At 54.8% G+C, this 23,795-nt stretch carries 20 protein-coding genes; 2 read left to right on the top strand and 18 right to left on the bottom strand.

All coding sequences use genetic code 11. The features are described 5' to 3' along the window. Nucleotides 1-10 precede the first annotated feature (10 nt). Together RDO88_RS09870 and RDO88_RS09875 are read right to left on the bottom strand one after the other, a co-directional pair. Nucleotides 11-1,966 carry a family 20 glycosylhydrolase gene (locus RDO88_RS09870; protein WP_307759201.1) on the bottom strand — a complete coding sequence of 652 codons (1,956 nt, stop codon included), beginning with the start codon at nucleotides 1,964-1,966 and terminating at the stop codon, nucleotides 11-13. 214 nt (nucleotides 1,967-2,180) lie between these two features. Continuing rightward, the gene (locus RDO88_RS09875; protein WP_307759202.1) at nucleotides 2,181-2,876 is read right to left on the bottom strand and encodes a zinc metallopeptidase; all 696 of its coding nucleotides are present in this window, start codon (nucleotides 2,874-2,876) and stop codon (nucleotides 2,181-2,183) included. 330 nt (nucleotides 2,877-3,206) lie between these two features. On the opposite strand from RDO88_RS09875, the gene RDO88_RS09880 reads away from it, so the two are divergent. Beyond that, a complete protein-coding gene (locus RDO88_RS09880) occupies nucleotides 3,207-4,742 on the top strand; it encodes a phosphatase PAP2 family protein (protein WP_307759203.1) in 1,536 nt (511 codons plus the stop codon). Nucleotides 4,743-4,824: 82 nt separating this feature from the next. On the opposite strand, the gene RDO88_RS09885 is transcribed toward RDO88_RS09880, so the two are convergent. From RDO88_RS09885 to RDO88_RS09910, 6 genes are all read right to left on the bottom strand, one after another. Beyond that, nucleotides 4,825-6,132: an alpha-L-fucosidase gene (locus tag RDO88_RS09885; RefSeq protein WP_307759204.1), complete on the bottom strand. Its 1,308-nt coding sequence runs from the start codon at nucleotides 6,130-6,132 to the stop codon at nucleotides 4,825-4,827. Between the two features lie 107 nt (nucleotides 6,133-6,239). Beyond that, entirely contained in the window at nucleotides 6,240-7,511 is a 1,272-nt protein-coding gene (locus RDO88_RS09890) for an adenylosuccinate synthase (protein WP_307759205.1), read from the bottom strand. Continuing rightward, the gene (locus RDO88_RS09895; protein WP_307759206.1) at nucleotides 7,508-7,996 is read right to left on the bottom strand and encodes a transcriptional repressor; all 489 of its coding nucleotides are present in this window, start codon (nucleotides 7,994-7,996) and stop codon (nucleotides 7,508-7,510) included. Before RDO88_RS09895 ends, RDO88_RS09890 begins: the two co-directional genes overlap by 4 nt. Before the next feature lie 94 nt (nucleotides 7,997-8,090). Then, nucleotides 8,091-8,750: a DNA alkylation repair protein gene (locus RDO88_RS09900; RefSeq protein WP_307759222.1), complete on the bottom strand. Its 660-nt coding sequence runs from the start codon at nucleotides 8,748-8,750 to the stop codon at nucleotides 8,091-8,093. A gap of 149 nt (nucleotides 8,751-8,899) precedes the next feature. Further along, on the bottom strand, nucleotides 8,900-10,948 hold the full coding sequence (locus RDO88_RS09905) for a dihydrofolate reductase (RefSeq protein ID WP_307759207.1): 2,049 nt from the start codon (nucleotides 10,946-10,948) through the stop codon (nucleotides 8,900-8,902). 132 nt (nucleotides 10,949-11,080) lie between these two features. Continuing rightward, nucleotides 11,081-11,545, bottom strand: a complete 465-nt coding sequence (locus RDO88_RS09910; RefSeq protein ID WP_307759208.1) for a helix-turn-helix domain-containing protein — start codon at nucleotides 11,543-11,545, stop codon at nucleotides 11,081-11,083. Between the two features lie 279 nt (nucleotides 11,546-11,824). Here RDO88_RS09910 and recQ point away from each other — a divergent pair, with 279 nt between their 5' ends. Next, complete coding sequence (gene recQ / locus RDO88_RS09915; protein WP_307759223.1) at nucleotides 11,825-13,636, top strand: DNA helicase RecQ; 1,812 nt, start codon at nucleotides 11,825-11,827, stop codon at nucleotides 13,634-13,636. Nucleotides 13,637-13,653: 17 nt separating this feature from the next. Here the strand turns inward: recQ and RDO88_RS09920 are convergent, their stop codons facing one another. The 10 genes from RDO88_RS09920 to RDO88_RS09965 form a co-directional block, all read right to left on the bottom strand. After that, entirely contained in the window at nucleotides 13,654-14,502 is an 849-nt protein-coding gene (locus RDO88_RS09920) for a tetratricopeptide repeat protein (RefSeq protein ID WP_307759209.1), read from the bottom strand. A gap of 241 nt (nucleotides 14,503-14,743) precedes the next feature. Next, complete coding sequence (gene cysK / locus RDO88_RS09925; protein ID WP_307759210.1) at nucleotides 14,744-15,664, bottom strand: cysteine synthase A; 921 nt, start codon at nucleotides 15,662-15,664, stop codon at nucleotides 14,744-14,746. A 6-nt stretch (nucleotides 15,665-15,670) separates the two neighbouring features. Then, nucleotides 15,671-16,732: a 3-isopropylmalate dehydrogenase gene (leuB, locus tag RDO88_RS09930; protein ID WP_307759211.1), complete on the bottom strand. Its 1,062-nt coding sequence runs from the start codon at nucleotides 16,730-16,732 to the stop codon at nucleotides 15,671-15,673. A gap of 2 nt (nucleotides 16,733-16,734) precedes the next feature. Then, nucleotides 16,735-17,190, bottom strand: a complete 456-nt coding sequence (locus tag RDO88_RS09935) for a hypothetical protein (protein ID WP_307759212.1) — start codon at nucleotides 17,188-17,190, stop codon at nucleotides 16,735-16,737. A 192-nt stretch (nucleotides 17,191-17,382) separates the two neighbouring features. Then, nucleotides 17,383-18,909 carry an alpha-isopropylmalate synthase regulatory domain-containing protein gene (locus RDO88_RS09940; RefSeq protein ID WP_307759224.1) on the bottom strand — a complete coding sequence of 509 codons (1,527 nt, stop codon included), beginning with the start codon at nucleotides 18,907-18,909 and terminating at the stop codon, nucleotides 17,383-17,385. A gap of 20 nt (nucleotides 18,910-18,929) precedes the next feature. After that, complete coding sequence (locus tag RDO88_RS09945; protein ID WP_307759213.1) at nucleotides 18,930-19,400, bottom strand: GxxExxY protein; 471 nt, start codon at nucleotides 19,398-19,400, stop codon at nucleotides 18,930-18,932. After that, nucleotides 19,397-19,996 (bottom strand): 3-isopropylmalate dehydratase small subunit, encoded by a 600-nt coding sequence (leuD, locus tag RDO88_RS09950; protein ID WP_307759214.1) that lies wholly within the window; start codon nucleotides 19,994-19,996, stop codon nucleotides 19,397-19,399. The genes RDO88_RS09945 and leuD overlap by 4 nt, the downstream gene beginning before the upstream one ends. Nucleotides 19,997-20,128: 132 nt before the next feature. Next, nucleotides 20,129-21,523, bottom strand: a complete 1,395-nt coding sequence (leuC, locus tag RDO88_RS09955) for a 3-isopropylmalate dehydratase large subunit (protein WP_307759215.1) — start codon at nucleotides 21,521-21,523, stop codon at nucleotides 20,129-20,131. Nucleotides 21,524-21,547: 24 nt separating this feature from the next. Further along, nucleotides 21,548-23,044, bottom strand: a complete 1,497-nt coding sequence (locus RDO88_RS09960; RefSeq protein ID WP_021847122.1) for a 2-isopropylmalate synthase — start codon at nucleotides 23,042-23,044, stop codon at nucleotides 21,548-21,550. 368 nt (nucleotides 23,045-23,412) lie between these two features. Beyond that, nucleotides 23,413-23,664, bottom strand: coding sequence for a hypothetical protein (locus RDO88_RS09965; RefSeq protein ID WP_307759216.1), 252 nt, complete (start codon nucleotides 23,662-23,664; stop codon nucleotides 23,413-23,415). Nucleotides 23,665-23,795 lie beyond the last annotated feature (131 nt).

Here is a 23,795-nt window from a genome sequence, read left to right on the forward strand (position 1 = left end):
TAAAAGGAAATTATCGGTTGTAAACTTTCAGGTTGGTAATCTTGCTCTTGAACGAGCCGGCCTTCTTGAGGGGGAAGACAAGGGTACGCACATAGTTCAGGGAAGTCTTGCCTTCGTCAAAGTAGCGTTTCTGGATGTCCATCGTCTCGACGAGCTTGCCGTTAATATAGAGCGAGGTGGAACGGTTGTCACCCTTCACCTGTACGTTCAGCTTCTCGCCCGGATAGGGACGGAACTGGAAGGTGTTCAGATAGCCGTCGCGCGCAAAGCCGAAACGGCCGCTGACGGGATCGGCCAGGTAGAAGACAGCGTTGTCCGAACGGAAGAGCTCGGTGCCGGGAGTCTCGTCGGCAGCCTCGAGGTCGAAGCTGACGGTATAGCCGTAGCCTATCTCCTCATGGGCCAGGCTGGAACCCGGACGTACTTCGGCCACTTCGTAAACCAAGCCTTCGGTGCGGCCGATACGCCCCATCTGGTTGACGCCGGGAGCTTCGCTCAAGCCCTGACGCAGACGGTCGAAGTCGGCGTATGGCAGGCCTGCCTGTGCGCCCCACGTCTTGGCGGCCAGCGTCTGCAAGGCGGGGAAGAGGCGGTGATGGATGTCCTTGACGGAGATACCGTTGCCCACGTGGTCGTTCCATACGGCAAACATACCACCCAGGATGGCGGGGTCTTTCTCCTCGAAGACAGCCTTGCCCACGTGGGCAGGCGTCCACTTCTCATAGAGATATTGGGTATTCAGGTAGTCGTAGTAGTAACCGGCGGCAGGCACGATGTAGACCAGTCCGTCGGGGATACTGATGAGTTTGTAGCCCTGGCGCACCATCTCTTTGGGATCGGCATAGCCATTGTACCAGGCGCTCATGATGACGTTCTCCGACTTGACGGGCGTATCGCCGGCAGCATGGGTCAGTGCACCCCATACGCAGGCCTGCTTGCCGTAGCTCTCCACCAGGCGGATGTAATGGTCGGTAAAGGCACGGAACTTCTCCACTACGTCTTTCTTCTTGTTGGAATACTCGTCGGTACCGATGTGGACACGCGGGCCACGGAACACAGGCTTGTCTCCTTCCAAATATTCCTTGAAGAGGCCGTCCATGAACTTGTAAGTCTCGGGATTGAACAGGTCGAGATGGTCCATGCCATACTCCTTACTGCCTATCTCTGGTTTATATTGGGTGAAGGCCAGCGTATGGGCGGGCGCGTCGATTTCGGGGATAATCTCGACGAAACGTGAAGCGGCCTCTTCCTGGAAGTCAATGAACTCACGCTTGGTATAGTAACCGTCGCGGGCGGTGAGGCCGGGATAGGTATCGCACTCCAGACGGAAAGCGGCGTAAGTGCGTCCCCAGTCGTGGCCGAAGAACTGCTTGAAGCCGTTGTCGTTGAGGTGCACCTGCAGGGTGTTCATCTTATAGTAGGCCATCATCTTCACCAGGTCGCGCATATAGGACATGGGGATGAACTTGCGTCCGCAGTCCATCATGAAGCCGCGCATGGCATAGTCGGGCCAGTCGCGCAACTGACCTTTCGGCAACTGGTGGTCTTCCGTCTGTTCGCTCATCTGGAGCAGGGTACGCGTAGCCCAGTAGGCACCGACCACCTCGGGAGCGGAGACGGTGACGTAGCGGTCCACCCGGATGGCATAGCCTTCGCGGCCCAGTTTCTTGTCTTTCTTCAGCGTAAAGTAGATGTCGCCCTCTGAAGGCTTGCCCTGAGCGACAGCAGGAGCGGCGCCGAACATCTGCCCATAATCGGCAGCAAAGGCTTCGGCCACAGCACGCAAGGCCTCATCGGCATAGACCACACGCATGTCGGCCGAGGGAACAAAGGCACCCTCCTTACCCTTCCATTCCTTCAGTTCGGGGATGACAAACGGTTTCGCATTTTGGGCATACACGGCCACTTGGGCACAAAAAAGCAACAACAGAAGGCCCAAGGCCTTGAACGAAATGATTTTATTCATATAAGAACACATTAAAGTTAAAAATACGTTGCATTGTCTCTCTCGCGTTTTCTGTATAGAATACCTGCAAATGTAACCATTTTCTTCCAAAGAGCCCCTATTGTCCGCAAAAAACAAACACGGCCGATGCAAATCCGCCGAAAACGGATTGCACCGGCCGTGCATATAAGATGAGGAAAAGCCGAAGACAAAGGGGAACGATTCCCCTCTTCCATTACTCGCGGCGTCCCATGAAAATCATCACATAATAAATCAGCGTAGCCAACGAACCCAAAGCAGCCACTACATAGGTATAGGCAGCAGAGCGGAGGGCGTCTTCGGCCTTATCGTGGTTATAGGAATTGGTGATGCCGCTCGCACTGAGCCATACCAACGCCCTGCGGCTGGCATTGATTTCCACCGGCAGAGTGACAAAACTGAACAGCGTGGTCATCGCAAAGAGGATGATACCTGCCAGCAGGAAGTTCGAATTGACGTCCAGCAGCAAAATACCGGCCAGTAGCACCCACGTCATGATGTTTGAAGCAAACGAAACGACCGGCACCAGCTTGCTGCGCAGGGTGAGCGGTGCATAGGCACGGGCATGCTGCAAGGCGTGTCCACACTCGTGGGCGGCTACGGCGGCGGCCATGATGCTGTTGCTGGAGTAAACGCTCTCACTCAGGTTGACGGTCTTGTTGGCGGGGTTGTAGTGGTCGGTCAGGTGTCCGGGCGTACAAGTGACCTGTACGTCATAAATCCCGTTGTCGTTGAGCATCTTGCGGGCCACGTCGGCGCCTGTCATACCGTTTCCAGTAGGTATTTTCGAATACTTCTTGAACTTGTTCTGCAGGTTCATCTGCACCAGCCAGCTCACAACGGCTACGCCGATAAATATAATCCACTGCATTCCTATCATTCCTGTTCCCATAATCTATTCTCTTCTTTTTAAATTTGACAATATGCGTTTTTTAATAACATACAAATAGTTTGCCAAAGATAAAGGATGACAGGCAAGTAACCGCATGAATTAACACAGATTATAGATTTTCTCCCAACCTGCCCTTTCCTACCAAGAAGCATATCTCACATCCAACTGCACTGACAAAGCAGAATGCAATGTACATCACATCCAGAATCATTCGTCTGTATTTCAATCGATTAGATAGAATCAAAGTACATCAGTCCTCCATGGTTGGCGGGAGAAAAGGCTGTACCTTTGCCGACGCATCTGCATGAACCGATACAAGAAACAAAAATCATGACACGCAAGTATTTCTTCATCCCCATCCTCCTGGTCCTGACAGCCCTCAACCTGACGGCGGCTACACCCAGCGCCAAAGACACGCTGACCGTATCCACTTACCGTGCCCGCGAAGCCTTTGCGCACAACTTCTCGTATATGGGGCTGCCCTTCATCCTGGCAGGCGTCGTGGTCAAGGAACATAACACACACTTCCGAACCCTGCGCAACCGTTTCGAGCCCGCCTTCCACAAGCGTTACGACGACTACACGCAATATGTGCCGCTGGCCGCCACCTGGGGCCTGAAGGCAGCAGGCGTGCAGAGCCGGAGCACATGGGGCGAACTGGCGGTGAGCAACGCCTTCTCGGCAGTTCTGATGGCAGGCATGGTGAACGGCCTGAAATACACGGTCAGGGAATGGAGGCCCGACCACTCGACCCGCAACTCCTTTCCTTCGGGACACACGGCCACCGCTTTCCTCTGCGCCACCATCCTGCACAAGGAATATGGCATGAAAAGCCCGTGGTACAGTATCGGCGGCTACACACTGGCAGGGCTGACAGGCGTCACCCGCCAGCTGAACAACCGCCACTGGATAAGCGACGTGCTGGTGGGGGCCGGCATCGGTATCTTGTCGGCCGACTTGGGATATTTCCTGAGCGACCTGATATTCAAGCCGCAGGCAGCCACCCGAAAAAATACGCCCGACTACAACCGGACGGACGCCCCTTCATTCCTGGCCTTCAGCATGGGAGCAGCCACCGGGCCTGCCTATCTGCCCACGGCTGAACTCTATGACACCCAAGACGGCACACCACTGGGCATGCGGCTCCGGACGGGTACAAGTACCGTGGTAAGCGTGGAAGGAGCCTGGTTTGCCAACACCTACATCGGATTGGGAGGCCGTCTGAGGGTGAGTACCACGCCTGTCGTGGCCGACATCCCGACCGAGAACCTGGAGCGTTTCGACATGGACGGCGACCGCAAGGAAGGCGCACCTGTCAACCTGTTCCTGCTGAAAGGACTGGAATCGGACCACCTCGGCCTGTTCGACATGGACCTGGGTATTTACCTGTCCTACCCTTTCAGCCGACAATGGCAGGCGGGAGGCAAACTGCTGGCCGGGCGAAGGCTGACAGCAGACTTCAACCTCCACTCCGTATGCCGCATCAATCCGCAGATATTCGACCGCAAGCTGGTGGACGAAGCAAGCTACAACCGCTATTACAAGCAGGATGTGGAACACTACATGCGGGAAGAAGGCTTGTCTGCCTACGAACTTCTACAGGAGGAATTTGTGGACGAAGAATTTCTGAGCATAAGGAAAAGCCGGGCATGGAAGGCAGGCACAGGCGTCTGGCTGAGTTACCGCTACAAAAAGGATGCCGCCCTGCGCCTCTATGCCGACTACGACTTTTCCGCCCCGCGCCTGACGTACGACCTGCGGAACTCGTGGACGAACGAAAACGGCCACCGTACCCCCCAATCGTATACCCGGCGAACCCGCATGCACAATGTCACGCTGGGAGCTGCCGTTACCTTCGTCTTCTGACTCCCAAGACAACAAACGCAGATTCACTCAAGGCTCATGTCCCTGAGAGAATCTGCGTTTCCTGATTATGGTTCAATCTAAATCAGTCGAGCTGCAACTCAACAACCTTGTCCACTTCCGTGGGCACTTCGTCGAGCTGGAGGGTAATGCCGCCGTCCACCCGCTTGAACTTCAAGGCCTGCCGGCTTGCAAAATCAACCGCGCTCTTCACTTTCTTACCTTCCAAAGGCAAGAAGAGTGCCTTGTCCTGCAGGTCGAGGATGTGGACAAACAACCGGTTGCCCTTCTGCGTGGTCACGCCCCAGGGATGGGGAGCCACACAACCGCCACGCGTGCCATAGATGGTTTCACCATAGGTCTTCATCCATTCGCCCATCTCCTTCAGACGCTCTACGGCTACCTGAGGCAGGCATCCGTCGGGCTGAGGGCCGATGTTCATCAGCAGGTTGGCATCCTTGCCGGCAGCCTTCACCAGATAGTGAATCAAAGTTTTGGTCGATTTATAGTTCTGGTCGGTAATCTTGTAACCCCACATGCCGTTCATTGTCTCGCACGTTTCCAGCGGCAGGCGGCTGATGTCCTGACCCGAAAGGCCAGCCTTGTTCTCACCCGGCAGGTCGCGTTCGAAAATCTGGATATCCTCGCCCTCGAAAGGCACCTGATGATGATTGTTGCCCACGAGGCAGGCGGGTTGCAACTTGTGTATCAACTCATACTGGCCGGGCAGCTGCCAGTCGAAGTCGGGGTTCTGGTCCTGGTCCCACCAGCCGTCAAACCAGATGGCACCTATCGGGCCATAGTTGGTGAGCAACTCCGTCAGCTGGTTGTTCATGAACTGATAGTAGCTGGCCCAGTTGCCTTCAGGATTGGAGCGGCCTGTACCCCGTCCCGTGCGTCCCCACGGATAGTCTTCACGATACCAGTCGAGGTGTGAATAATAGAGGTGCAGACGGATGCCCTGCTTGTGGCACTCGTCGGCCAGCTCCTTCAAGACATCGCGCTTGAAGGGGGTAGCGTCCACCACGTTGTAGTCCGAGTATTTTGTGTCGAACATGGAGAAACCTTCGTGATGACGGGTTGTGAAGCAGATGTACTTGGCTCCCGAAGCCTTGATGGCGGCCACCCACTCGGCAGCATTGAACTTCGAAGGATAGAATCCGCCTGCCAATTTGGCATACTCCTTGTAATTCAGGTCGTTGTTGGTCATGGTCCATTCGCCCGTAGCCAGCATGGCGTACAGTCCCCAATGGAGGAATATGCCGAAACGGGCATCGCGGAACTCCTGACGTGACTTCAGATTCTCTTCCGTGGGCGTATAACTCTGGGCACGCACAGGAAGTGACAAACAGGTTCCCATCAAAAGGAACAAAGCAAAAATACGTGTTTTCATAACGAAAAGGGTGTTTTAGGTAAATGAAAAGTATGTTTTAAGAAACAAAAAACGCAGGCTTCCTGAAGCGGGCAGGAAAAGCCTACGTTTTGTCTGTCGCATCCGAATTATTCCTCGGTATATCGTTCGATGGTCTGTTCACGGTCAGGACCTACAGACACAATCTTGATGGGCACACCCAGCTGCTCTTCGAGGAAGGACAGATAGGCGTTGAATTCTTCGGGGAACTCGTCCTCGCTCTGCATCTTGGTCATGTCGGTCTTCCAGCCGGGCAGCTCTACGTAGACTGGCTCTACGCCCTCGGCAATGTCGAAGGGGAAGTAGTCGATTTCCCCGCCGTCCATCTTGTAGGCCACACAAGCCTTGATGGTTTCGAACGTGTCGAGCACGTCGCTCTTCATCATGATGAGCTTCGTCACGCCGTCTACCATGATGGCATATTTCAATGCTACGAGGTCAATCCATCCGCAACGGCGACGACGGCCAGTGACGGAACCGAATTCATGTCCGAGGGTACAGATCTTGTCGCCCGTCTCGTCGAAGAGCTCGGTGGGGAAAGGACCGGCACCTACGCGCGTACAATAGGCCTTGAAAATGCCGTACACGTCACCTATCTTGCAGGGAGCCACACCCAAACCCGTGCAGGCACCCGCACAGATAGTGTTGGACGAAGTAACGAAAGGATAAGAACCGAAATCGATGTCGAGCATCGTACCCTGTGCACCCTCGCAGAGGACAGACTTGCCTTCGTTCAGGAGGCCGTTGATTTCGTGTTCGCTGTCCACCAGCTGGAATTGCTTCAGGTATTCGATGCCTTCGAACCAGGTCTTTTCGGCCTCAGCCAAGTCGTATTCGAAGTTCAGGCTCTTGAGTATCTGCTCGTGGCGGGCCTTGGCGGCGGCATACTTCTGGTCGAAGTTGTGCAGCAGGTCGCCCACGCGCAAGCCGTTGCGGCTTACCTTGTCGGTATAGGTAGGACCGATGCCCTTGCCTGTCGTGCCCACCTTGGCATCGCCCTTGGCAGCCTCATAAGCGGCGTCGAGCAGACGGTGGGTAGGCATGATGAGATGAGCCTTCTTCGAGATGTGAAGGCGTTGCTTCAGGTCGTGACCCGAGGCCTCGAGCGCTTCGGCCTCAGCCTTGAAGAGGGCCGGGTCGAGCACCACGCCGTTACCGATGATATTCACCTTGTCGCCCTGGAAAATTCCCGAAGGAATCGAGCGGAGTACATACTTCTGACCTTCGAACTCCAGCGTGTGACCGGCATTCGGTCCGCCCTGAAAACGAGCCACCACGTCGTAGCGCGGCGTCAGTACGTCGACGACTTTGCCTTTGCCTTCGTCGCCCCATTGTAATCCTAACAGTACATCTACTTTCATTTTTCTTTCTTATGAATGTTGTTCTTCAATTTTTTCTTGTTGGCCCGCTCGCACTTGCTGCACAATCCATACATGTAGAGGGAATAATGCGTCAGATTGAAACGGCTGAGCTTGGTATGCTCGATGGCATGCTGGAGGTCTTCGTTCTGAAACTCCGTCACCTTGCCACACTGGGTACAGATCTGATGATGGTGTGTGTCGCGGTTGTAGCTCTTCTCGTATTGCGACGAATTGCCGAACTGGTGCTTGATGACCAGCCGCGCGTTGATGAGCAGGATAATGGTATTGTAAAGAGTAGCCCTGCTGACACGGAACTTTTCCTGGTCGGCCATGAGCGAGTAGAGCGTGTCGATGTCGAAATGGCCGTCGATGGAGTAGATGGTATCAAGTATGGCATAGCGTTCGGGAGTCTTCCGATGCCCGTTCGCATTGAGATATTCGGTGAATATCTGCCTGACTGTATCTTTCACATTTTGAACCTCCATCTTTCAGTCCGTTTCTTTTTAATCAGCCAACAAAGTTAAGCCTTTTTTGTGGAAAGCAAAAGGAAAAGCGGGAAAAGTTACAGCCACCCCCAAGTCATTCGACCACAGCGCTCACCACTTCATAAAGCAGGCGTTCAGCTTCGGAAGAAGAATCTTTCATACCGTCCACGCATCGGCAAACCCTGAACGCATGCTCCTCGCTATGCTCCATGAAGCGGCGGAGGGCAGCGGCAACAGCATTGCGTACGGCATAGGAGCCCGCGAGGAAGCACGACACAGCCTGGTCGAGAAACTCATTGGCTACGCGGTCGTCCATATCGCCCTTCTTCTGAAGCAGGCGGGCGATGGTGAGGAAGCCGCACACTTGTGCCAACTCGCGCTCGTCAGCTATCCAACGGAAGGCTTTGGCAGGTGCATAAGGTAGATGCTGGAAGAGATTCATTGACGTGAGTTCGGCAATCTCGACCGTGGGCATGGTATCCACCCAGATGTCGGCTATCTCGGGCAGGAAGGTATCAACAGGCTGGAGCAGGCCGGCCAGTATCTTGCATTCGCGGATGTCTTCCTTCCACAAGGCCTGAGCCAGAGCGTGGTCTTTCTCATAAATGGCGGCAATTCCCTTGATGCGGGGCAGCTCGACGCCGAAGTTCAGTCTATAGACAAGCCCCTTCTCGCGCATGCTTTGCGACACGGCGCCGTTCATCGAAAGGCGGAGCTGAGTCTTGATATCTTTCAGTTGTTCGTGTAAGTCCATCATTCAAATATAGTGAAAATAACAATAGTAGCCTCATAAGGCCTTCTCTTGGGACACTTTAGGCACGAACGACACGAATTGTCACATGGGCTCGTCCGTGAAAATCCGTGGCATCCGTGCCTAAAGACAGGTATATCGTACGTCAAGTCTTATTCGTTGACGTAAGGCAGGGTGGCATAATCCTTGCTATAGCGGAGCATCTGCTCGGCATAGCCTTCGTCGTAGGTCACCTTCACGTCGGTGATGTTGCCTTCGGCGTCGGTCACGGCCTCATACTTCGGATTGACAAAACCCTTGTAGGGAGCCAAGTTCAGCTTCTTGTAGCGTTCGAGCACTTCGGCATGCAGTTCGGGATCGACCTTCACGGCATAGTTCTCGACCAGCTGGCGTGCGCCTTCGAAGTCGCCCGTCGACTTGATGCGCTGGATTTCGGCCAGCAATTCGCCGAAGAGAACACGCACCTTGGCATAGTCGTTCACCACCACGTAGGTCTTGCCATCCTTCTTCTTCAGTTCGACCACCTTGTCGGCCGCTCCCTTCTCGTACACCCAACGGGCGATAAGGGCACGGTTGCGCATGTGGGCTTCCTCAATCTGGTTGCCCGGCTCAATGCGTACCAGCTGGGTCATCAGGCCGTTCATCAGGTAGGTATAGAACTGGGCCTTGTAGGCATCGGCATCAGGCAGAAGTCCCAGCTCAACCAATTTGGGGTCGGCTACATAATAAAGGCCGAACAAGTCTGCACGGGCCTCCTCGATAGTAGAGCCATAAGCCTTCAGGGCATCGGGGTCAACACCTGGAAGCAGCTTGCCCGAACCATGGCCGAGGCATTCGTGCAGGTCGGTATGAAGTTCGTCGGTCAGGTCGGCATACTTGTTGATATTGTCCAGTTCGGCTTGGCTATAAACAAACTCTTCGTTGAAGCCATTGCCGTGGGCGGCCTTGTTGTAAGCATCGGTAATGTTGCCGATAGTCACCGACTTGGAGCCGTGCTGGCTACGTATCCAGTTGGCGTTGGGCAGGTTGATGCCGATAGCCGTAGCCGGATAGAGGTCACCTGCCAAGATGGCGGCGGTGATGACCTTGGCCGAAACGCCTTTCACTTCTTCTTTCTTGAATTGCTTGTCCACCGGCGAGTGGTCTTCGAACCACTGGGCATTACTGCTGATGATTTCCGTACGGCGGGTAGCCTCGAGGTCCTTGAAATTGACAAGCGACTCCCAGCTGGCCTTCATGCCCAGCGGGTCACCATAGCTTTCGGTAAAGCCGTTCACGAAATCCACGCGCGAATTCAAATCTTTCACCCAAAGAATTGCATAGTCGTCGAAAGTCTTCAGGTCGCCTGTTTCGTAGTATTCCACCAACTTGGCGATGACCGCCTTCTGTTCGGGTGTCTCGGCCACACCTTCGGCTTTCTTCAGCCAGTAGACAATCTTCTCGAGTGCCTGGCCATAAAGTCCACCCACCTTCCATACCTTTTCCTGAACACGGCCGTTTTCCTTCACCAAACGGCTGTTTAGTCCATAGGAAACGGGCGTTTCGTCCTTGGGATCCTTCAGGGCGTTGTAGAAGTCTTCAGCTTCCTTCTGCGTTACACCCTCATAGTAGTTGCAGGCGGAGGTGAGCACCAGGTCTTCGCCATCGGCCTGATTGACGCGCTTGGGCATCACGGCCGGGTCGAAAATGACGGGGAAAATCTCGTCACAGAATTGCTCCAGTGTCTGCCCTTCGGCCAAAGGAAGCTGGAAAGCATCGACACCGGCCAGAGCCTGCTTGAAGAATTCGGGGGTAAAACCCGGCACAAACTTCTCGCATCCGTAGTGATGGTGGATGCCGTTGGAGAACCATACGCGCTTGAGATAAACCTCCATTGCCTTGAAGTCGGCCGACTGCTTGTCGCCCTTATAACCTGTATAAACAGCCTCCAATGCCTTGCGGATGCGGAGGTTGTATTTGCCGTTCTGGTCGAACAGGATGTCACGGCCCTGCAGAGCCGCTTCTGTCAGATAATAAACCAGCTGCTTCTGCTGGAGTGAAAGCTCCTCAAAGCCCGGCACACGATAGCGTAAAATCTGTAAATCTGCAAATTGTTCCACTGTATAATCAAATTTTTCTGCCTCGGCAGTCGTTTGTTTCTGACCTCCGCAAGCTGAGAGCAGGGTCAGAGCGGCGGCCATCGAAATAAGTTGTTTTCTCATATCTATATATCAGTAGGTTTTAGAATCATCGGTTCCTGCATGCTGCATAAAAAGGGACAAATAAAAAAGGAAGTACTCCGAAGTGCAGACTTCCGAATATTTCCTTTTTCACCATCTCCTTACGGAGTCAGCTTATTTCTTCTTCTCGGCATGCTTTTTACGATAGCTGTTGGGAGTCTCACCTACATTCTTGTAGAAAGCAGCATAGAAAGACTGACGGTTGGCAAAACCTACCATCATACTGATTTCCTCCACATTCTTGTCGGCATATCGTTTGTCCTTGAGCAGGTGCATCGCTTCCTTTACACGATACTCGTTCAACAGGCAAGAATAGTTCATACCAAAACGTGAATTGACTACAGCAGAAAGGTAACGGGTATTGGTTTCCAAATCCTTTGCCAACTCTTTAGCCGAATAATCACGGTCTCTGTACTTCTTTTGTACCACAATGATGTTCATAATCTTGTCATACAGTTCGTCAGCCAGTTCGGGACGGATCAAAGCACGGTAAGCCGCGTCTTTTTCTTTCTTTTCACGCAAATTGTACGGACGTTTCTTAGGCGCCTCTTCCTGCGTTTTGTTTTCTAAATCACTCATTGAATTAACTGGTTAGGGGTTTTACATTTATATCCTGACAAAGTATTTTTGTTTTGGACATACAAAAGTCTGCTTTTTTTTTGAAATATGCAACAGTTTTCGTACAAATTTTTCGCCCAGAAAGAATAAAAAAGTTTGAATAAAAGCATAAAAATGTAACTAAATCGGTTTAACCATCGCAAGACGCATCCGAATATTCACGGGAAAAGAGGGAGAAATATTAAAATAAATGGTGTAACTTTGCCAAACAAAAAATATAGACACCACCCTATGAGCCAAATCCAACAAGTACTCAAGACCTATTTTGGATACTCCAGCTTCCGCCCGCTACAGGAAGAAATCATCGGCCATCTGCTGCAAAAGAAAGACACGCTGGTGCTGATGCCTACCGGCGGCGGGAAGTCTGTCTGCTACCAGGTACCGGCCATTGTGTGCGAAGGTACAGCCGTCGTGGTGTCGCCCCTCATCTCGCTGATGAAGGACCAGGTGGAAAGCCTGTGCAACAACGGAATCGCCGCCGCAGCCCTGAACAGCAACAACGATGAGACAGAGAACCTGCGCATCCGACGGGCATGCATGGAAGGCCGGTTGAAACTGCTCTACATATCGCCCGAGAAGCTGGTGGCCGAAGCCAACTATTTCCTGCGCGACATACATGTTTCCTTTTTCGCCATCGACGAAGCACACTGCATTTCGCAATGGGGACACGACTTCCGCCCCGAATATACCCAACTGGGCATCCTGAGAAGTTTCTTCCCGCAGACGCCCGTCATCGCCCTGACCGCCACGGCGGACAAGCTGACGCGCGAAGACATTGTGAAACAGCTCCACCTGCGGGAACCGCGCATCTTCCTCTCCTCATTCGACCGCCCCAACCTGAACCTCACCGTCAAGCGGGGATACCAGTCGAAAGAGAAGAACAAGGCCATCCTTGAGTTCATCGCCCGCCATCGGGGCGAAAGCGGCATCATCTACTGCATGAGCCGGAAGAATACGGAAAACGTGGCACAAATGCTACAGAAGAACGGCATCCGCACCGCCATCTATCATGCAGGGCTGGAGGCAGAGAAGCGTAACCGTGCGCAGGACGACTTCATCAACGACCGCGTACAGGTGGTGTGCGCTACCGTCGCTTTCGGCATGGGCATCGACAAGAGCAACGTGCGGTGGGTCATCCACTACAACCTGCCCAAGAGCATTGAGAGCTTCTATCAGGAAATAGGACGGGCCGGACGCGACGGCCTGCCGAGCGACACGCTGCTCTTCTACTCGATGGCCGACCTCATCCTGCTCACCAAGTTTGCCACCGAAAGCGGACAAAGCGAAATCAATCTGGAAAAGCTACAGCGCATGCAGCAATATGCCGAAGCCGACATCTGCCGCCGGCGCATCCTGCTGAACTATTTCGGCGAACAACGGACACACGACTGCGGCAATTGCGACGTGTGCAAGAATCCGCCCGAACGCTTCGACGGAACCATCATCGTGCAGAAGGCCTTGAGTGCCATCGCCCGCACCAACCAGCAGGTGGCCACCCCGATGCTGACAGATATCCTGCGCGGCAACCTGAATGCCGAACTGAAGGAAAAAGGCTACCACCAGCTGAAGACCTACGGTGCCGGCCGCGACATACCGGCCCGCGACTGGCAAGACTATCTGTTGCAGATGTTACAGATGGGATACTTTGAGGTGGCCTACAACGAGAGCAACCACCTAAAGATTACTCCCGCCGGAAGCGACGTGCTCTTCGGTAGGGAAAAGGCCAGCCTGGTCGTGATACGCAGAGAGGAAGCGTCGGCCAACCGGGGCAGGAAAAAGAGAAAAGCCGCCCCCATCCTGCGCGAACTGCCTCTGGGCGCGGAAGGCGGCGAAAGCACCGACCTCTTCGAAGCCCTCAAGGCCCTGCGGAAGCAGCTGGCCGACGAAGAAGTACTGCCCGCCTATCTCATCCTCTCCGACAAGGTACTGCATCTGCTGGCCCTGCAGCGGCCGGTCACACTCGAGGCCTTCGGCAACGTGAGCGGCATCAGCGACTACAAGAAAAAGAAATATGGGGCAGCGTTCGTGAAGCTCATACGGCGCTTCGTCTGAACGGTGCCCCATTCCCTTTAACGACACTGGCGCATCAGATCGCGCACCTCACTCTGAGGAACACCCAAGGCGACGGCTTTCTCCAGGTCGCGCTTGGCCTGTGTCTTTTTCCCCTTCATCAGCCAGACACGCCCGCGCATCAGGTAGGCTTCGGCCTGCGACGCATCCAGGCGGATGGCCTCGTCCAGGTCCATCAGCGCAAGGTCGGGGTTGAGCATGTCCAGCTCGACGCCGGCACGGGCCACGCAGACCACCGCCAACTCGCGCGGAGTGTAGGGCGACGGCCCGCCTTTGTCGGTCAGCATGCCTTCGAGCACCTTCAGGGCTTCGCCGTAGCGGGATTCGCGCTGATGAAGCGTGGCCAGCCCGAGGCGGGCACTGTAATGCTGCGGCTCGACCTTGAGGAGGGTGTCGTAGTCTAGGCGGGCAAACTTGTAGTCGCGCTGCTGCATGTAGATATAGGCACGCATCAGGAGGGCTTCGCAATTGTGGGGCTCCAGCTCGATGACCTGAGAGTAGTCGGCACGCGCCTTGTCGTATTGCCCAAGCTCCAGCGAGAGCGTGGCATGGTTCATCAGGATGGGTACGGACATGGGCGCGATGTTGAGGGCCAGCCGATAGGACTCCAACGCCTGCTCGTAGCGGCGCTGGCTGCGCTGGATAGTGCCGAGGTTGGAGAAGAGCAGGGCGTTGCGCGGATTGGCAGGCTCCAGACGCAGGGCCTGGCGGATACACTCTTCGGCACGCGCAAGGCTGTCTTGCTCGGTAGCTGCCACGGCGCGTTCGCACCACTCGTCGTAGGTTTGCGACAGGGCCGGCAGGCTGACGGAAACGGCCAGCAGGAGAATCAGAACGGTTTGCTTCATAACGATAAACATATCAGGACAATCAGGAGTTAAGGAGTTAAAGAAGTTACCACTCCGCTACGCTCCGTTCAGAAGTTAAGCCGAATGCTTTGCCAAATGCTACGTACCGCCGGACACAAGGAACAGATACGAGGCCACAGCCGGAACATTGGGCTTAACTTCTTAACTCCTAGCGGAGCGATAACTTCTTTAACTTCCAATCAACATATACTATATATATAAGGTGTAACACGAGGCACGGTCAATACAGCCCCGCCGAGAGGTAGCGCTCGCCCGTATCGGGCAGAAGCACCACGATGCGCCGGCCCAGCCATCGGGGCCTGCGGGCCAGGACGCAGGCGGCATGCAGGGCGGCACCCGAGGAGATGCCGGCCAGCAGACCTTCGGTAGCGGCCAGCTGGCGGGCGGCAAGGAAGGCGTCGTCGTCGGCCACGGGAAGCACTTCGTCGACCACCGTGGCGTCGTAGTTGCCGGGCACGAAGTTGGCCCCGATGCCCTGCAGGCGGTGCGGACCTGCCACGCCGCCGCTGAGCACGGGCGACGAGGCCGGTTCGACGGCCACTACGTGCACGTCCGGACGGTGACGCTTGAGCGCGCGGGCCACGCCGCTGACGGTGCCGCCCGTACCTACGCCCGCCACGAAGACGTCGACCTGCCCCGCTGTGTCGGCCCACACTTCCTCGCCGGTGGTGCGCTCGTGCACGGCGGCGTTGGCGGGGTTGTCGAACTGCTGGAGGATGACGGCGCCGGACGTGGCGTCGCGCAGGGCCTCGGCCGCGGCGATGGAACCCGCCATGCCCTGCGCACCGGGCGTGAGGACAATCTCCGCGCCGAGCGCCGCAAGCAGGTTGCGGCGTTCGAGGCTCATCGTCTCGGGCATGGTGAGGACGAGGCGGTAGCCCTTGATGGCGGCCACCATAGCCAGTCCGATGCCCGTGTTGCCGCTGGTGGGCTCGATGAGCGTGGCGCCCGGACGCAGCTGGCCGCGCGCCTCGGCGTCGGTTATCATAGCGAGGGCGGTGCGTGCCTTGACGCTGCCCGAGGGGTTGAACATCTCCAGCTTCGCCACCAGCGGGCAAGCCAGACCGTGCAGGCGGCTGTAGGCCGACAGCTCCATGAGCGGTGTGCGGCCCACAAGGTCGATGAGGTTACGGGCTATCATGGTGCGTCAGGCTTTCTTCAGATAATCCACCAACCAGGCACCCACTTCTTTCGTGCCGTAACGTTCGCCGCCTTCAACCTGAATCTCGGGCGTGCGGACGCAGGCATCGAGCGAGGCGTCGACGGCACGGCGGATGAGGGCACCCTCTTCCTTGAGGTCGAAGTACTCGAAAAGCATGGCCACGGACAGCACCTGCGCCAGCGGGTTGGCGATGTTCAGTCCCCGTGCCTGCGGCCACGAGCCGTGGATGGGCTCGAATACCGGCGTGCTCTCGCCCGTCGAGGCGGAGGGCAGCAGCCCCATCGAACCGCTGATGACGGAGCCCTCGTCCGTGAGGATATCTCCGAAGGTATTCTCTGTCACCATCACATCGAAGAAGCGCGGTTCCTGTATCATCTTCATTGCGGCGTTGTCCACATACATGTAGTCCGTCGTCACTTCGGGATACTGCGGGGCCATTTCCTGGGCTATCTGGCGCCAGAGGCGGGAGGAAGCCAGGACGTTGGCCTTGTCCACCACCGTCAGGTGGCGGCGGCGCTTCATGGCGTACTCGAATCCGACGCGCAGGATACGCTCTACCTCGGGGCGCGTGTAGTAGTTCGTGTCCCATGCCTTGTCGTTGTCCTGATACTTCTCGCCGAAGTACATGCCGCCCGTCAGCTCGCGGATGCAGAGGAAGTCGGCGCCTTCGACCAGCTCGGCACGCAGGGGCGACTTGTGGAGCAGGCATTTGAACGTCTGCACGGGGCGGATGTTGGCAAAGAGCCCGAGCCGCTTGCGCATGGCCAGCAGGCCTTGCTCGGGGCGCACGCGGGCGGTGGGGTCGTTGTCGAAGCGCGGGTCGCCCACGGCCGAGAAGAGTACGGCATCCGCACTTTGGCAGATGCGGAAGGTCTCTTCGGGGAACGGGTCGCCCACCTCGTCGATGGCATGCGCGCCGCAGAGGGCGTACTCATACGTCACTTTGTGTCCAAACTTCTCACATACGGCGGTCATTACATCCACGCCTACGGCGGATATTTCGGGGCCGATACCGTCACCGGCCAGTACTGCTACTTTCAGTTCCATATCTATTGTTCGTTGTTATGTAGTAATTGCTTCAGTTTGTCTCTGTAGGGTTTGTTCCGCCGCCAGCGGCGGTCGGCGGCGGCGAAGCCTGCGGTGAACAGGGCCGTCGCCACGAGGTTCACCAGCAGATTGCCGTCTTTCCATTCGTCGCCGGGACTTATCCAGCGCAGTCCTGCGTTCAAGGCCAGCAGCGCGGCGAACACTAGCGCGTAGCGCATCCAAGGTTTCAGCTTTGTCTTCTTCATACGTTCCGTTTCCGTTCGGGCGGTGAAATTAGTAAAATTTTTCAGTATCTCCAACGATAGTTTCCGATAAAATCGGCAGACCTCCGACGGCCTCCGTCCGCGGCGACGCGGGCGGGGAGCCGAAAATGGCCCAAAGTGCCGCCAGAAGGGTCTGTAGAGGGGGTCGAAACGGCGATACTTCGTCGTTAAAAATGCGTTACTTCGCAGTTTCAACTGCGTTACTTCGCATTTTCAACGCCGTAGTATCGCAGTTTCAACGCCGTAGTAGGGCAGTCTTGGAGGGGTACTGAAAAGCCCCCTTCCGCCCCCCTTCGGAGGCCCCTCGGAGCAGGGTCTCGATGTAAAGAAAACTGATTTGCGACGGACGACGGACGATGGTCCGTCCGCCTGCGCGCGGCAGCCCGTTTACACCGCGGCCGGTGCCTCGTCGTAGCTGTCCTCGATGAGGTTCAGCATCTTCATCGTGGCCTTGATGGCCGCCTCCGTCTGGTCGGCGTCGAGGCCTCGGGTGCGAAACACCTTGTCGTCGAAGCTCCACGTGATGACCGTCTGTACGAAGGCGTCGGTGCGTCCGCCGGGAGGTATGCTCACGGCGTAGTTCGTCAGCATCGGGAAGCGCCGGCCGAGGGTACCCTTATACACCTTGCGCAAGGCTCGGACGAAGGCGTCGTACTGACCGTCGCCGCTGCTGTTTTCCTCGTATTCCTTTCCGTTTACTTCTACCTTGATGGTGGCCATCGGCTTCAACCCGTAGGCCAGGTTGACGATATAGCTCTTGAGCTTGACGCGCTCGGTGCGGACGTCGTGCTTCAACACGTCGGAGACGATGTAGGGCAGGTCTTCCTGTGTGACCAGCTCCTTTTTGTCGCCCAGCTCGATGATGCGTTCGGTGACCTTGCGCATTGACTCGTCGTCGAGCTGCAGCCCGAGGTCTTCCAGATTCTTGCGTATGTTGGCCTTGCCGGAATTCTTGCCCAGCGCATACTCGCGCCGTCGGCCGAAGCGTTCGGGCAGCAGGTCGTTGTAGTAGAGATTGCGCTTGTTGTCGCCGTCGGCATGTACGCCCGCCACCTGCGTAAAGACGTTTTCGCCGACGATAGGCTTGTTGGCGGGGATGGCTATGCCCGAGTATGACTCTACGACACGGCTCACTTCGTTCAGGCGGCTTTCGTCGATGCTGGTCCGTGCGTTGAAGTGGTCCTTCAGGATGGCTTGCACGCTGGCCAGGGGTGCGTTTCCGGCGCGTTCGCCCAGTCCGTTGATGGTGGTGTGCAGGCCCCGGCATCCACTCAGCACGGCAGCCAGTACGTTGGAGACGGCGAGGTCGTAGTCGTTGTGTGCGTGGAAGTCGAAGTGCGCCTGCGGATAGCGCTTCTTCATCTTGCGCATGTATTCGATAACCTGCAGGGGGTTGAGTATGCCCAGCGTGTCGGGCAGCATGAATCGGCGGATGCTCGTTCCGGCCAGCGCGTCCATCAGTTGGAAGACGTATTCGGGCGAGTCCTTCATGCCGTTGCTCCAGTCTTCGAGGTAGACATTGACCTCCATGTCGAGGCCCTCGGCGTAGTCCACCACCGCACGAATGTCGGCGATGTGCTCCTCGGGAGTCTTCTTCAGCTGGTAGGTGCAGTGTTTGAGCGAGCCCTTGCACAGCAGGTTGATGACACGGCATCCCGCGGCGTGTATCCAGTCGGCAGAGGCATGCCCGTCCACGAAGCCCAGTACCTCGACGCGCTGTAGCAGTCCGCGGCGCGCCGCCCAGTCGCAGATCATGCGTACGGCATCGGCCTCGCCGTCGGACACGCGGGCGGAGGCAACCTCCACGCGGTCCACCTTGAGCTCCTCGAGCAGCAGACGGGCTATCATCAGCTTCTCGTGGGGCACGAAGGAGACGCCGCTGGTCTGCTCCCCGTCGCGCAGGGTGGTGTCCATGATTTCTATTTTCGGATGGTTCATAGTTCGTTGCTTTTGTTTACTTGGCACGCAGATGACGCCGATTCAGCCGATGAACGCAGATTTATCTTTCTTTCATTGGCAAAGACCTTTCTCTTAAACTGAGGCCGTTCGCCGAAATTCAGCAGAAGTCCCACTTCTATCTCTGTTGACTTCAGATAGTTTATCAGTTGCAATTCGTGTTCGCGACAAAGACTTTCTGCTGCTTTCAGTTCAAGAATGATACTTTGATTCACAAGCATATCTGCATAATAATCGCCGACCTTGCACCCCTTGAAATACACCTCTATATGTTTCTGAGTCTCACAGGAGAATCCACGCCGCTTCAGTTCCTGATAGAGCGCATTCTGATACACCCTCTCCAGAAAACCATAACCTAAGGCATTATACACTTCATAGAAAGCTGCGATAATTTCTTTTGTTTCCTCTTCATATAAAAAATCTGCGTCCATCTGCATAATCTGCGTCATCTGCGTGCCATCGATTCGTATTCTTCAATCTTCCCCCTGTTCTCCACCAAGAAGTCGATGTCGTCCAGTCCGTTCATCAGGCAATGCTTCTTGTAGGCATTGATTTCGAAGGTCTCGCTGCGGCCCGTCGCCTTGTTGGTCACGGTTTGGGCGGGCAGATTCACCTCGACCTCGGTCTTGGAATCGGCGGCGATGCTTTCAAACAGTTCCTTCAGGAAGCTCTCGCTCACCACAACGGGCAGCACGAAGTTGTTCAGCTCGTTGTTCTTGTGGATATCGGCAAAGAAGCTGGAGATAACTACGCGGAAGCCATATCCGGCGATAGCCCAGGCAGCATGTTCGCGGCTGGAACCCGAACCGAAGTTCTTGCCGGCCACGAGGATGCAGCCGCTGTAGGCAGGGTTGTTCAGTACGAAGTCCTTGTTCAGTGTGCCGTCGGCATTGTAGCGCCAGTCACGGAAGAGGTTGTCGCCGAAGAACTCCTCCTCGCGGGTTGTAGCCTTAAGGAAGCGGGCGGGAATAATCTGGTCGGTATCCACGTTCTCCAGCGGAAGAGGAACGCAGGTGGAGGTTATGATGTTGAATTTCTGTTTCATTGTATGATAAATTTATGAGTTATGAGCTAAGCACACAGATAACACAGAGGATACGGATGACCACAGATTGAGAAAAAAGAAAAAATCTGTGAGAATCTGTCGTATCTGTGTCATCCGTGTGCTATATTATTCTTACATCAGCTCGCGCGGGTCGGTAATCACGCCCGTCACGGCGGCCGCGGCGGCGGTCAGCGGGCTGGCCAGCAGCGTACGTGAACCCGGTCCCTGACGGCCCTCAAAGTTGCGGTTCGACGTAGACACGGCATACTTGCCTGCAGGCACCTTGTCATCGTTCATCGCCAGACAGGCCGAGCAGCCCGGCTGACGGATTTCAAAACCAACTTCGGCCAATACCTTGTCGAGTCCTTCCTCGCGTATCTGCGCATCGACCATCCACGAGCCGGGCACCAGCCAGGCCACCACGTGCGGAGCCTTCTTGCGTCCTTTGACGATGGAGGCAAAAGCACGGAAGTCTTCGATGCGGCCGTTGGTACAGGCACCAAGGAAAACGTAATCGATCTTCTTGCCCAATAAAGACTCACCCGGCTCGAAGCCCATGTAACCCAGCGATTTCCTGAACGAAGCCTGTGCCGCCTCGCCCATGCCTTCGGTTGTAGGAATGTGGGCGGTGATACCCATGCCCATGCCGGGGTTGGTTCCGTAAGTAATCATCGGCTCGATGTCGGCAGCATCGAAGCGCACTTCTTTGTCAAAGACGGCATCGTCGTCGCTCTTCAGCGTCCTCCAATAAGCTACAGCCTTGTCCCACGCTTCTCCCTTCGGGGCATATTCACGACCTTTGATGTAGTCGAAGGTCACCTCGTCGGGCGCCACCATACCGCCGCGTGCCCCCATCTCGATGGAGAGATTACACAAGGTCAGTCGGCCTTCCATCGTCAGGCTGCGTACGGCCTCGCCCGCATATTCCACGAAATAACCCGTGGCACCGCTGGTTGTCATCTTCGACATCATATAGAGGGCCAAATCTTTTGCCGTCACCCCCTTGCCCAGCCTACCATCGACGGTAATCCGCATCGTTTTAGGCCGTGTCTGGAGGATGCATTGCGAAGCCATCACCATCTCCACCTCGCTGGTACCGATACCAAAAGCTACGGCGCCCATCGCTCCGTGGGTCGAGGTGTGCGAGTCGCCACAGACGATGGTCATACCTGGCAGCGTCAGTCCCCGTTCAGGACCTACGACGTGAATGATACCGTTCTTGGGGTTCATCATGCCGAAATGTGTCAGGCCGAATTCCTCAGCATTCTTAGCCAACGTATCTACTTGTGTACGAGAAACCGGATCTTCAATCGGCTTGTCCTGATCGTGCGTCGGCGTGTTGTGGTCGGGCATGCAGAAGATCTTCTCAGGACGGAAACAACGAAGGCCGCGGGCACGCAAACCCTCGAAAGCCTGCGGACTGGTTACCTCGTGGCAGTAGAGACGGTCAATGTAAAGCTGTGTAGGGCCGTCCTCTACCTTCTGTACCACGTGGGCGTCCCATATTTTATCAAAGAGTGTATTCATATCTATCAATGGATGCTATTAAAATCATGACTTAAACTTGTTGATACAGTCGATATAGGCCTCGACAGAAGCGGCGATGATATCGGTATTGGCACCGAAGCCGTAGTAGATGCGGTTGTCGTACTCCACCTGCATGTGTACCTTACCCATGTCGTCGCTACCCTTGCTGATAGCCTGAATGGTGAATTCCTTCAGCGTCATCTGACGGTCGATAATCTTCTTCAATGCCTTGATGGCAGCATCTACCGGACCGTTTCCGCTGGCGGCCGCCTCGAATTTCTCACCAGAAATGTTCAGGCCGAGACTGGCAACAGAACGAACACCCACGCCACTGGTCACCTGCAGGTATTCCAACTTGATGCGATGGTTCTGTGTGCGATCGGCACCGGCCAAAACAAGGATATCGTCGTCGTTAATGTCTTTCTTCTTGTCGGCCAGTTTAAGGAATTCTTCGTATATTTTATCCAGCTTTTCCTGCGTCAGTTCCACACCCAACACGTGCAAACGATTCTTCAGAGCTGCACGTCCGCTACGGGCGGTCAGTACAATGGAATTATCGTCGATACCTACATCGTGCGGGTCAATAATTTCATACGTCTGTACGTTCTTCAGCACGCCGTCCTGATGGATACCCGAAGAGTGGGCAAAAGCATTGCGACCCACAATGGCCTTGTTGGGCTGTACAGGCATATTCATCAAGCTGGATACCATGCGGCTCGTAGGATATATCTTCTGCGTATTGATATTCGTTTCGATGTCGATATCCTTGTGACACTTAATGATCATCGCAATTTCTTCCAACGACGTGTTGCCCGCACGCTCGCCGATACCGTTAATAGTCACCTCCACCTGACGGGCACCGTTCAGCACACCAGCCATCGTATTGGCCGTAGCCATTCCCAAGTCATTGTGGCAGTGCGTGGAAATAACGGCGTTGTGGATACCATCCACATGCTCCATCAGGTACTTGATTTTGGCTCCATACTCCGAAGGAAGACAATACCCCGTCGTATCGGGAATGTTCACCACCGTTGCTCCCGCTTTGATGACGGCCTCAATGACACGGGCCAGGTATTCATTCTCAGTACGGCCGGCATCTTCGGCATAAAACTCCACGTCGTCCACAAAACGGCGGGCATATTTCACGGCCGCTACAGCCCGCTCAATAATTTCCTCGCGATTGGAATTGAATTTATAACGAATATGCGAATCTGAAGTGCCTATACCCGTATGAATACGTTTATGCTTGGCATATTTCAGGGCTTCAGCCGCCACGTCTATATCTTTCTGCACAGCACGTGTCAAGGCACAAATAGTAGGCCATGTCACAGCTTTGGATATTTCAATCACCGAATTGAAGTCACCAGGACTCGATATGGGGAATCCCGCTTCTATAACATCAACACCCAGCAGTTCCAGTTGTTTGGCCACTTGGATCTTTTCTACTGTATTCAACTGACATCCTGGAACCTGCTCACCATCGCGAAGCGTTGTGTCGAAAATAAATAATCTGTCACTCATCTTGTATATCGTATTTATAGTTATATCCAACAAAAAAGCCTTTCGCACCACGGAAGTGAGAAAGGCTTCATATATCATTCAACATACATATAATCACGCACGACACTCACTTCCGCTACATTTTCCTAGCAGAATAATAATGCCACACAGCAGAATATATGTAAAGTTCTGAATCATCATATCTTCATTTTGACTTTAAAACGATGCAAAGGTAGAGATTATTTCATAGCACACAAACAAAACCGTTACTTTTTTCAATTAAAATGTGATATTCTATAACAATACGTATATTATTACAGATAATATAACACTAAAAAGGGACGTATCCACTGGACACATCCCAATCATTTATTAATCAGTACTGAAGATTATTTCTCGCAAGACTTATCACATGCATTCTTCTGGCAACCTTCCTTTTCACAGTCACCAGCACAAGCACCATTACAATTACCATTGCAAGTGCTATCGTTGTCACAACACTCTCCAGCGTTCTTCGTACATGCAGAATCACAAACCTGCACAGTTGTTTCCACATTAGCATCTGCAGCCTTCTTATTACCGCAGGACATCACTGCCAGGGAAAAAACAAATGCCACAGCCAAAAATACTCTTGTTTTCATAAATCTAATCTGTTTTTAAATAAGTCAACTAAGAAAATCCGGGCAAATATAGCAAAAAGAGTCCAATCCTCCAAACGCAGAAAGTCCCCCGTAACATACTTGTTACGGAGGACTTCTCAAGAAAACGGCGG

Source organism: uncultured Mediterranea sp., assembly GCF_902493215.1.
GTDB lineage: Bacteria > Bacteroidota > Bacteroidia > Bacteroidales > Bacteroidaceae > Bacteroides.

Excerpts from the sequence above, each read along its gene's own strand:
- leuB (WP_307759211.1), bottom strand. The coding sequence starts at position 16,732 with ATGGAACTGAAAGTAGCAGTACTGGCCGGTGACGGTATCGGCCCCGAA.
- RDO88_RS09885 (WP_307759204.1), bottom strand. The coding sequence starts at position 6,132 with ATGAAAACACGTATTTTTGCTTTGTTCCTTTTGATGGGAACCTGTTTG.
- RDO88_RS09890 (WP_307759205.1), bottom strand. The coding sequence starts at position 7,511 with ATGAAAGTAGATGTACTGTTAGGATTACAATGGGGCGACGAAGGCAAA.
- RDO88_RS09945 (WP_307759213.1), bottom strand. The coding sequence starts at position 19,400 with ATGACGCAGATTATGCAGATGGACGCAGATTTTTTATATGAAGAGGAA.
- leuC (WP_307759215.1), bottom strand. The coding sequence starts at position 21,523 with ATGAATACACTCTTTGATAAAATATGGGACGCCCACGTGGTACAGAAG.
- leuD (WP_307759214.1), bottom strand. The coding sequence starts at position 19,996 with ATGAAACAGAAATTCAACATCATAACCTCCACCTGCGTTCCTCTTCCG.
- RDO88_RS09875 (WP_307759202.1), bottom strand. The coding sequence starts at position 2,876 with ATGGGAACAGGAATGATAGGAATGCAGTGGATTATATTTATCGGCGTA.
- RDO88_RS09870 (WP_307759201.1), bottom strand. The coding sequence starts at position 1,966 with ATGAATAAAATCATTTCGTTCAAGGCCTTGGGCCTTCTGTTGTTGCTT.
- RDO88_RS09960 (WP_021847122.1), bottom strand. The coding sequence starts at position 23,044 with ATGAGTGACAGATTATTTATTTTCGACACAACGCTTCGCGATGGTGAG.
- RDO88_RS09940 (WP_307759224.1), bottom strand. The coding sequence starts at position 18,909 with ATGGACACCACCCTGCGCGACGGGGAGCAGACCAGCGGCGTCTCCTTC.
- RDO88_RS09965 (WP_307759216.1), bottom strand. The coding sequence starts at position 23,664 with ATGAAAACAAGAGTATTTTTGGCTGTGGCATTTGTTTTTTCCCTGGCA.
- RDO88_RS09905 (WP_307759207.1), bottom strand. The coding sequence starts at position 10,948 with ATGAGAAAACAACTTATTTCGATGGCCGCCGCTCTGACCCTGCTCTCA.
- RDO88_RS09920 (WP_307759209.1), bottom strand. The coding sequence starts at position 14,502 with ATGAAGCAAACCGTTCTGATTCTCCTGCTGGCCGTTTCCGTCAGCCTG.
- RDO88_RS09895 (WP_307759206.1), bottom strand. The coding sequence starts at position 7,996 with ATGGAGGTTCAAAATGTGAAAGATACAGTCAGGCAGATATTCACCGAA.
- RDO88_RS09900 (WP_307759222.1), bottom strand. The coding sequence starts at position 8,750 with ATGGACTTACACGAACAACTGAAAGATATCAAGACTCAGCTCCGCCTT.
- cysK (WP_307759210.1), bottom strand. The coding sequence starts at position 15,664 with ATGATAGCCCGTAACCTCATCGACCTTGTGGGCCGCACACCGCTCATG.
- RDO88_RS09880 (WP_307759203.1), top strand. The coding sequence starts at position 3,207 with ATGACACGCAAGTATTTCTTCATCCCCATCCTCCTGGTCCTGACAGCC.
- RDO88_RS09910 (WP_307759208.1), bottom strand. The coding sequence starts at position 11,545 with ATGAGTGATTTAGAAAACAAAACGCAGGAAGAGGCGCCTAAGAAACGT.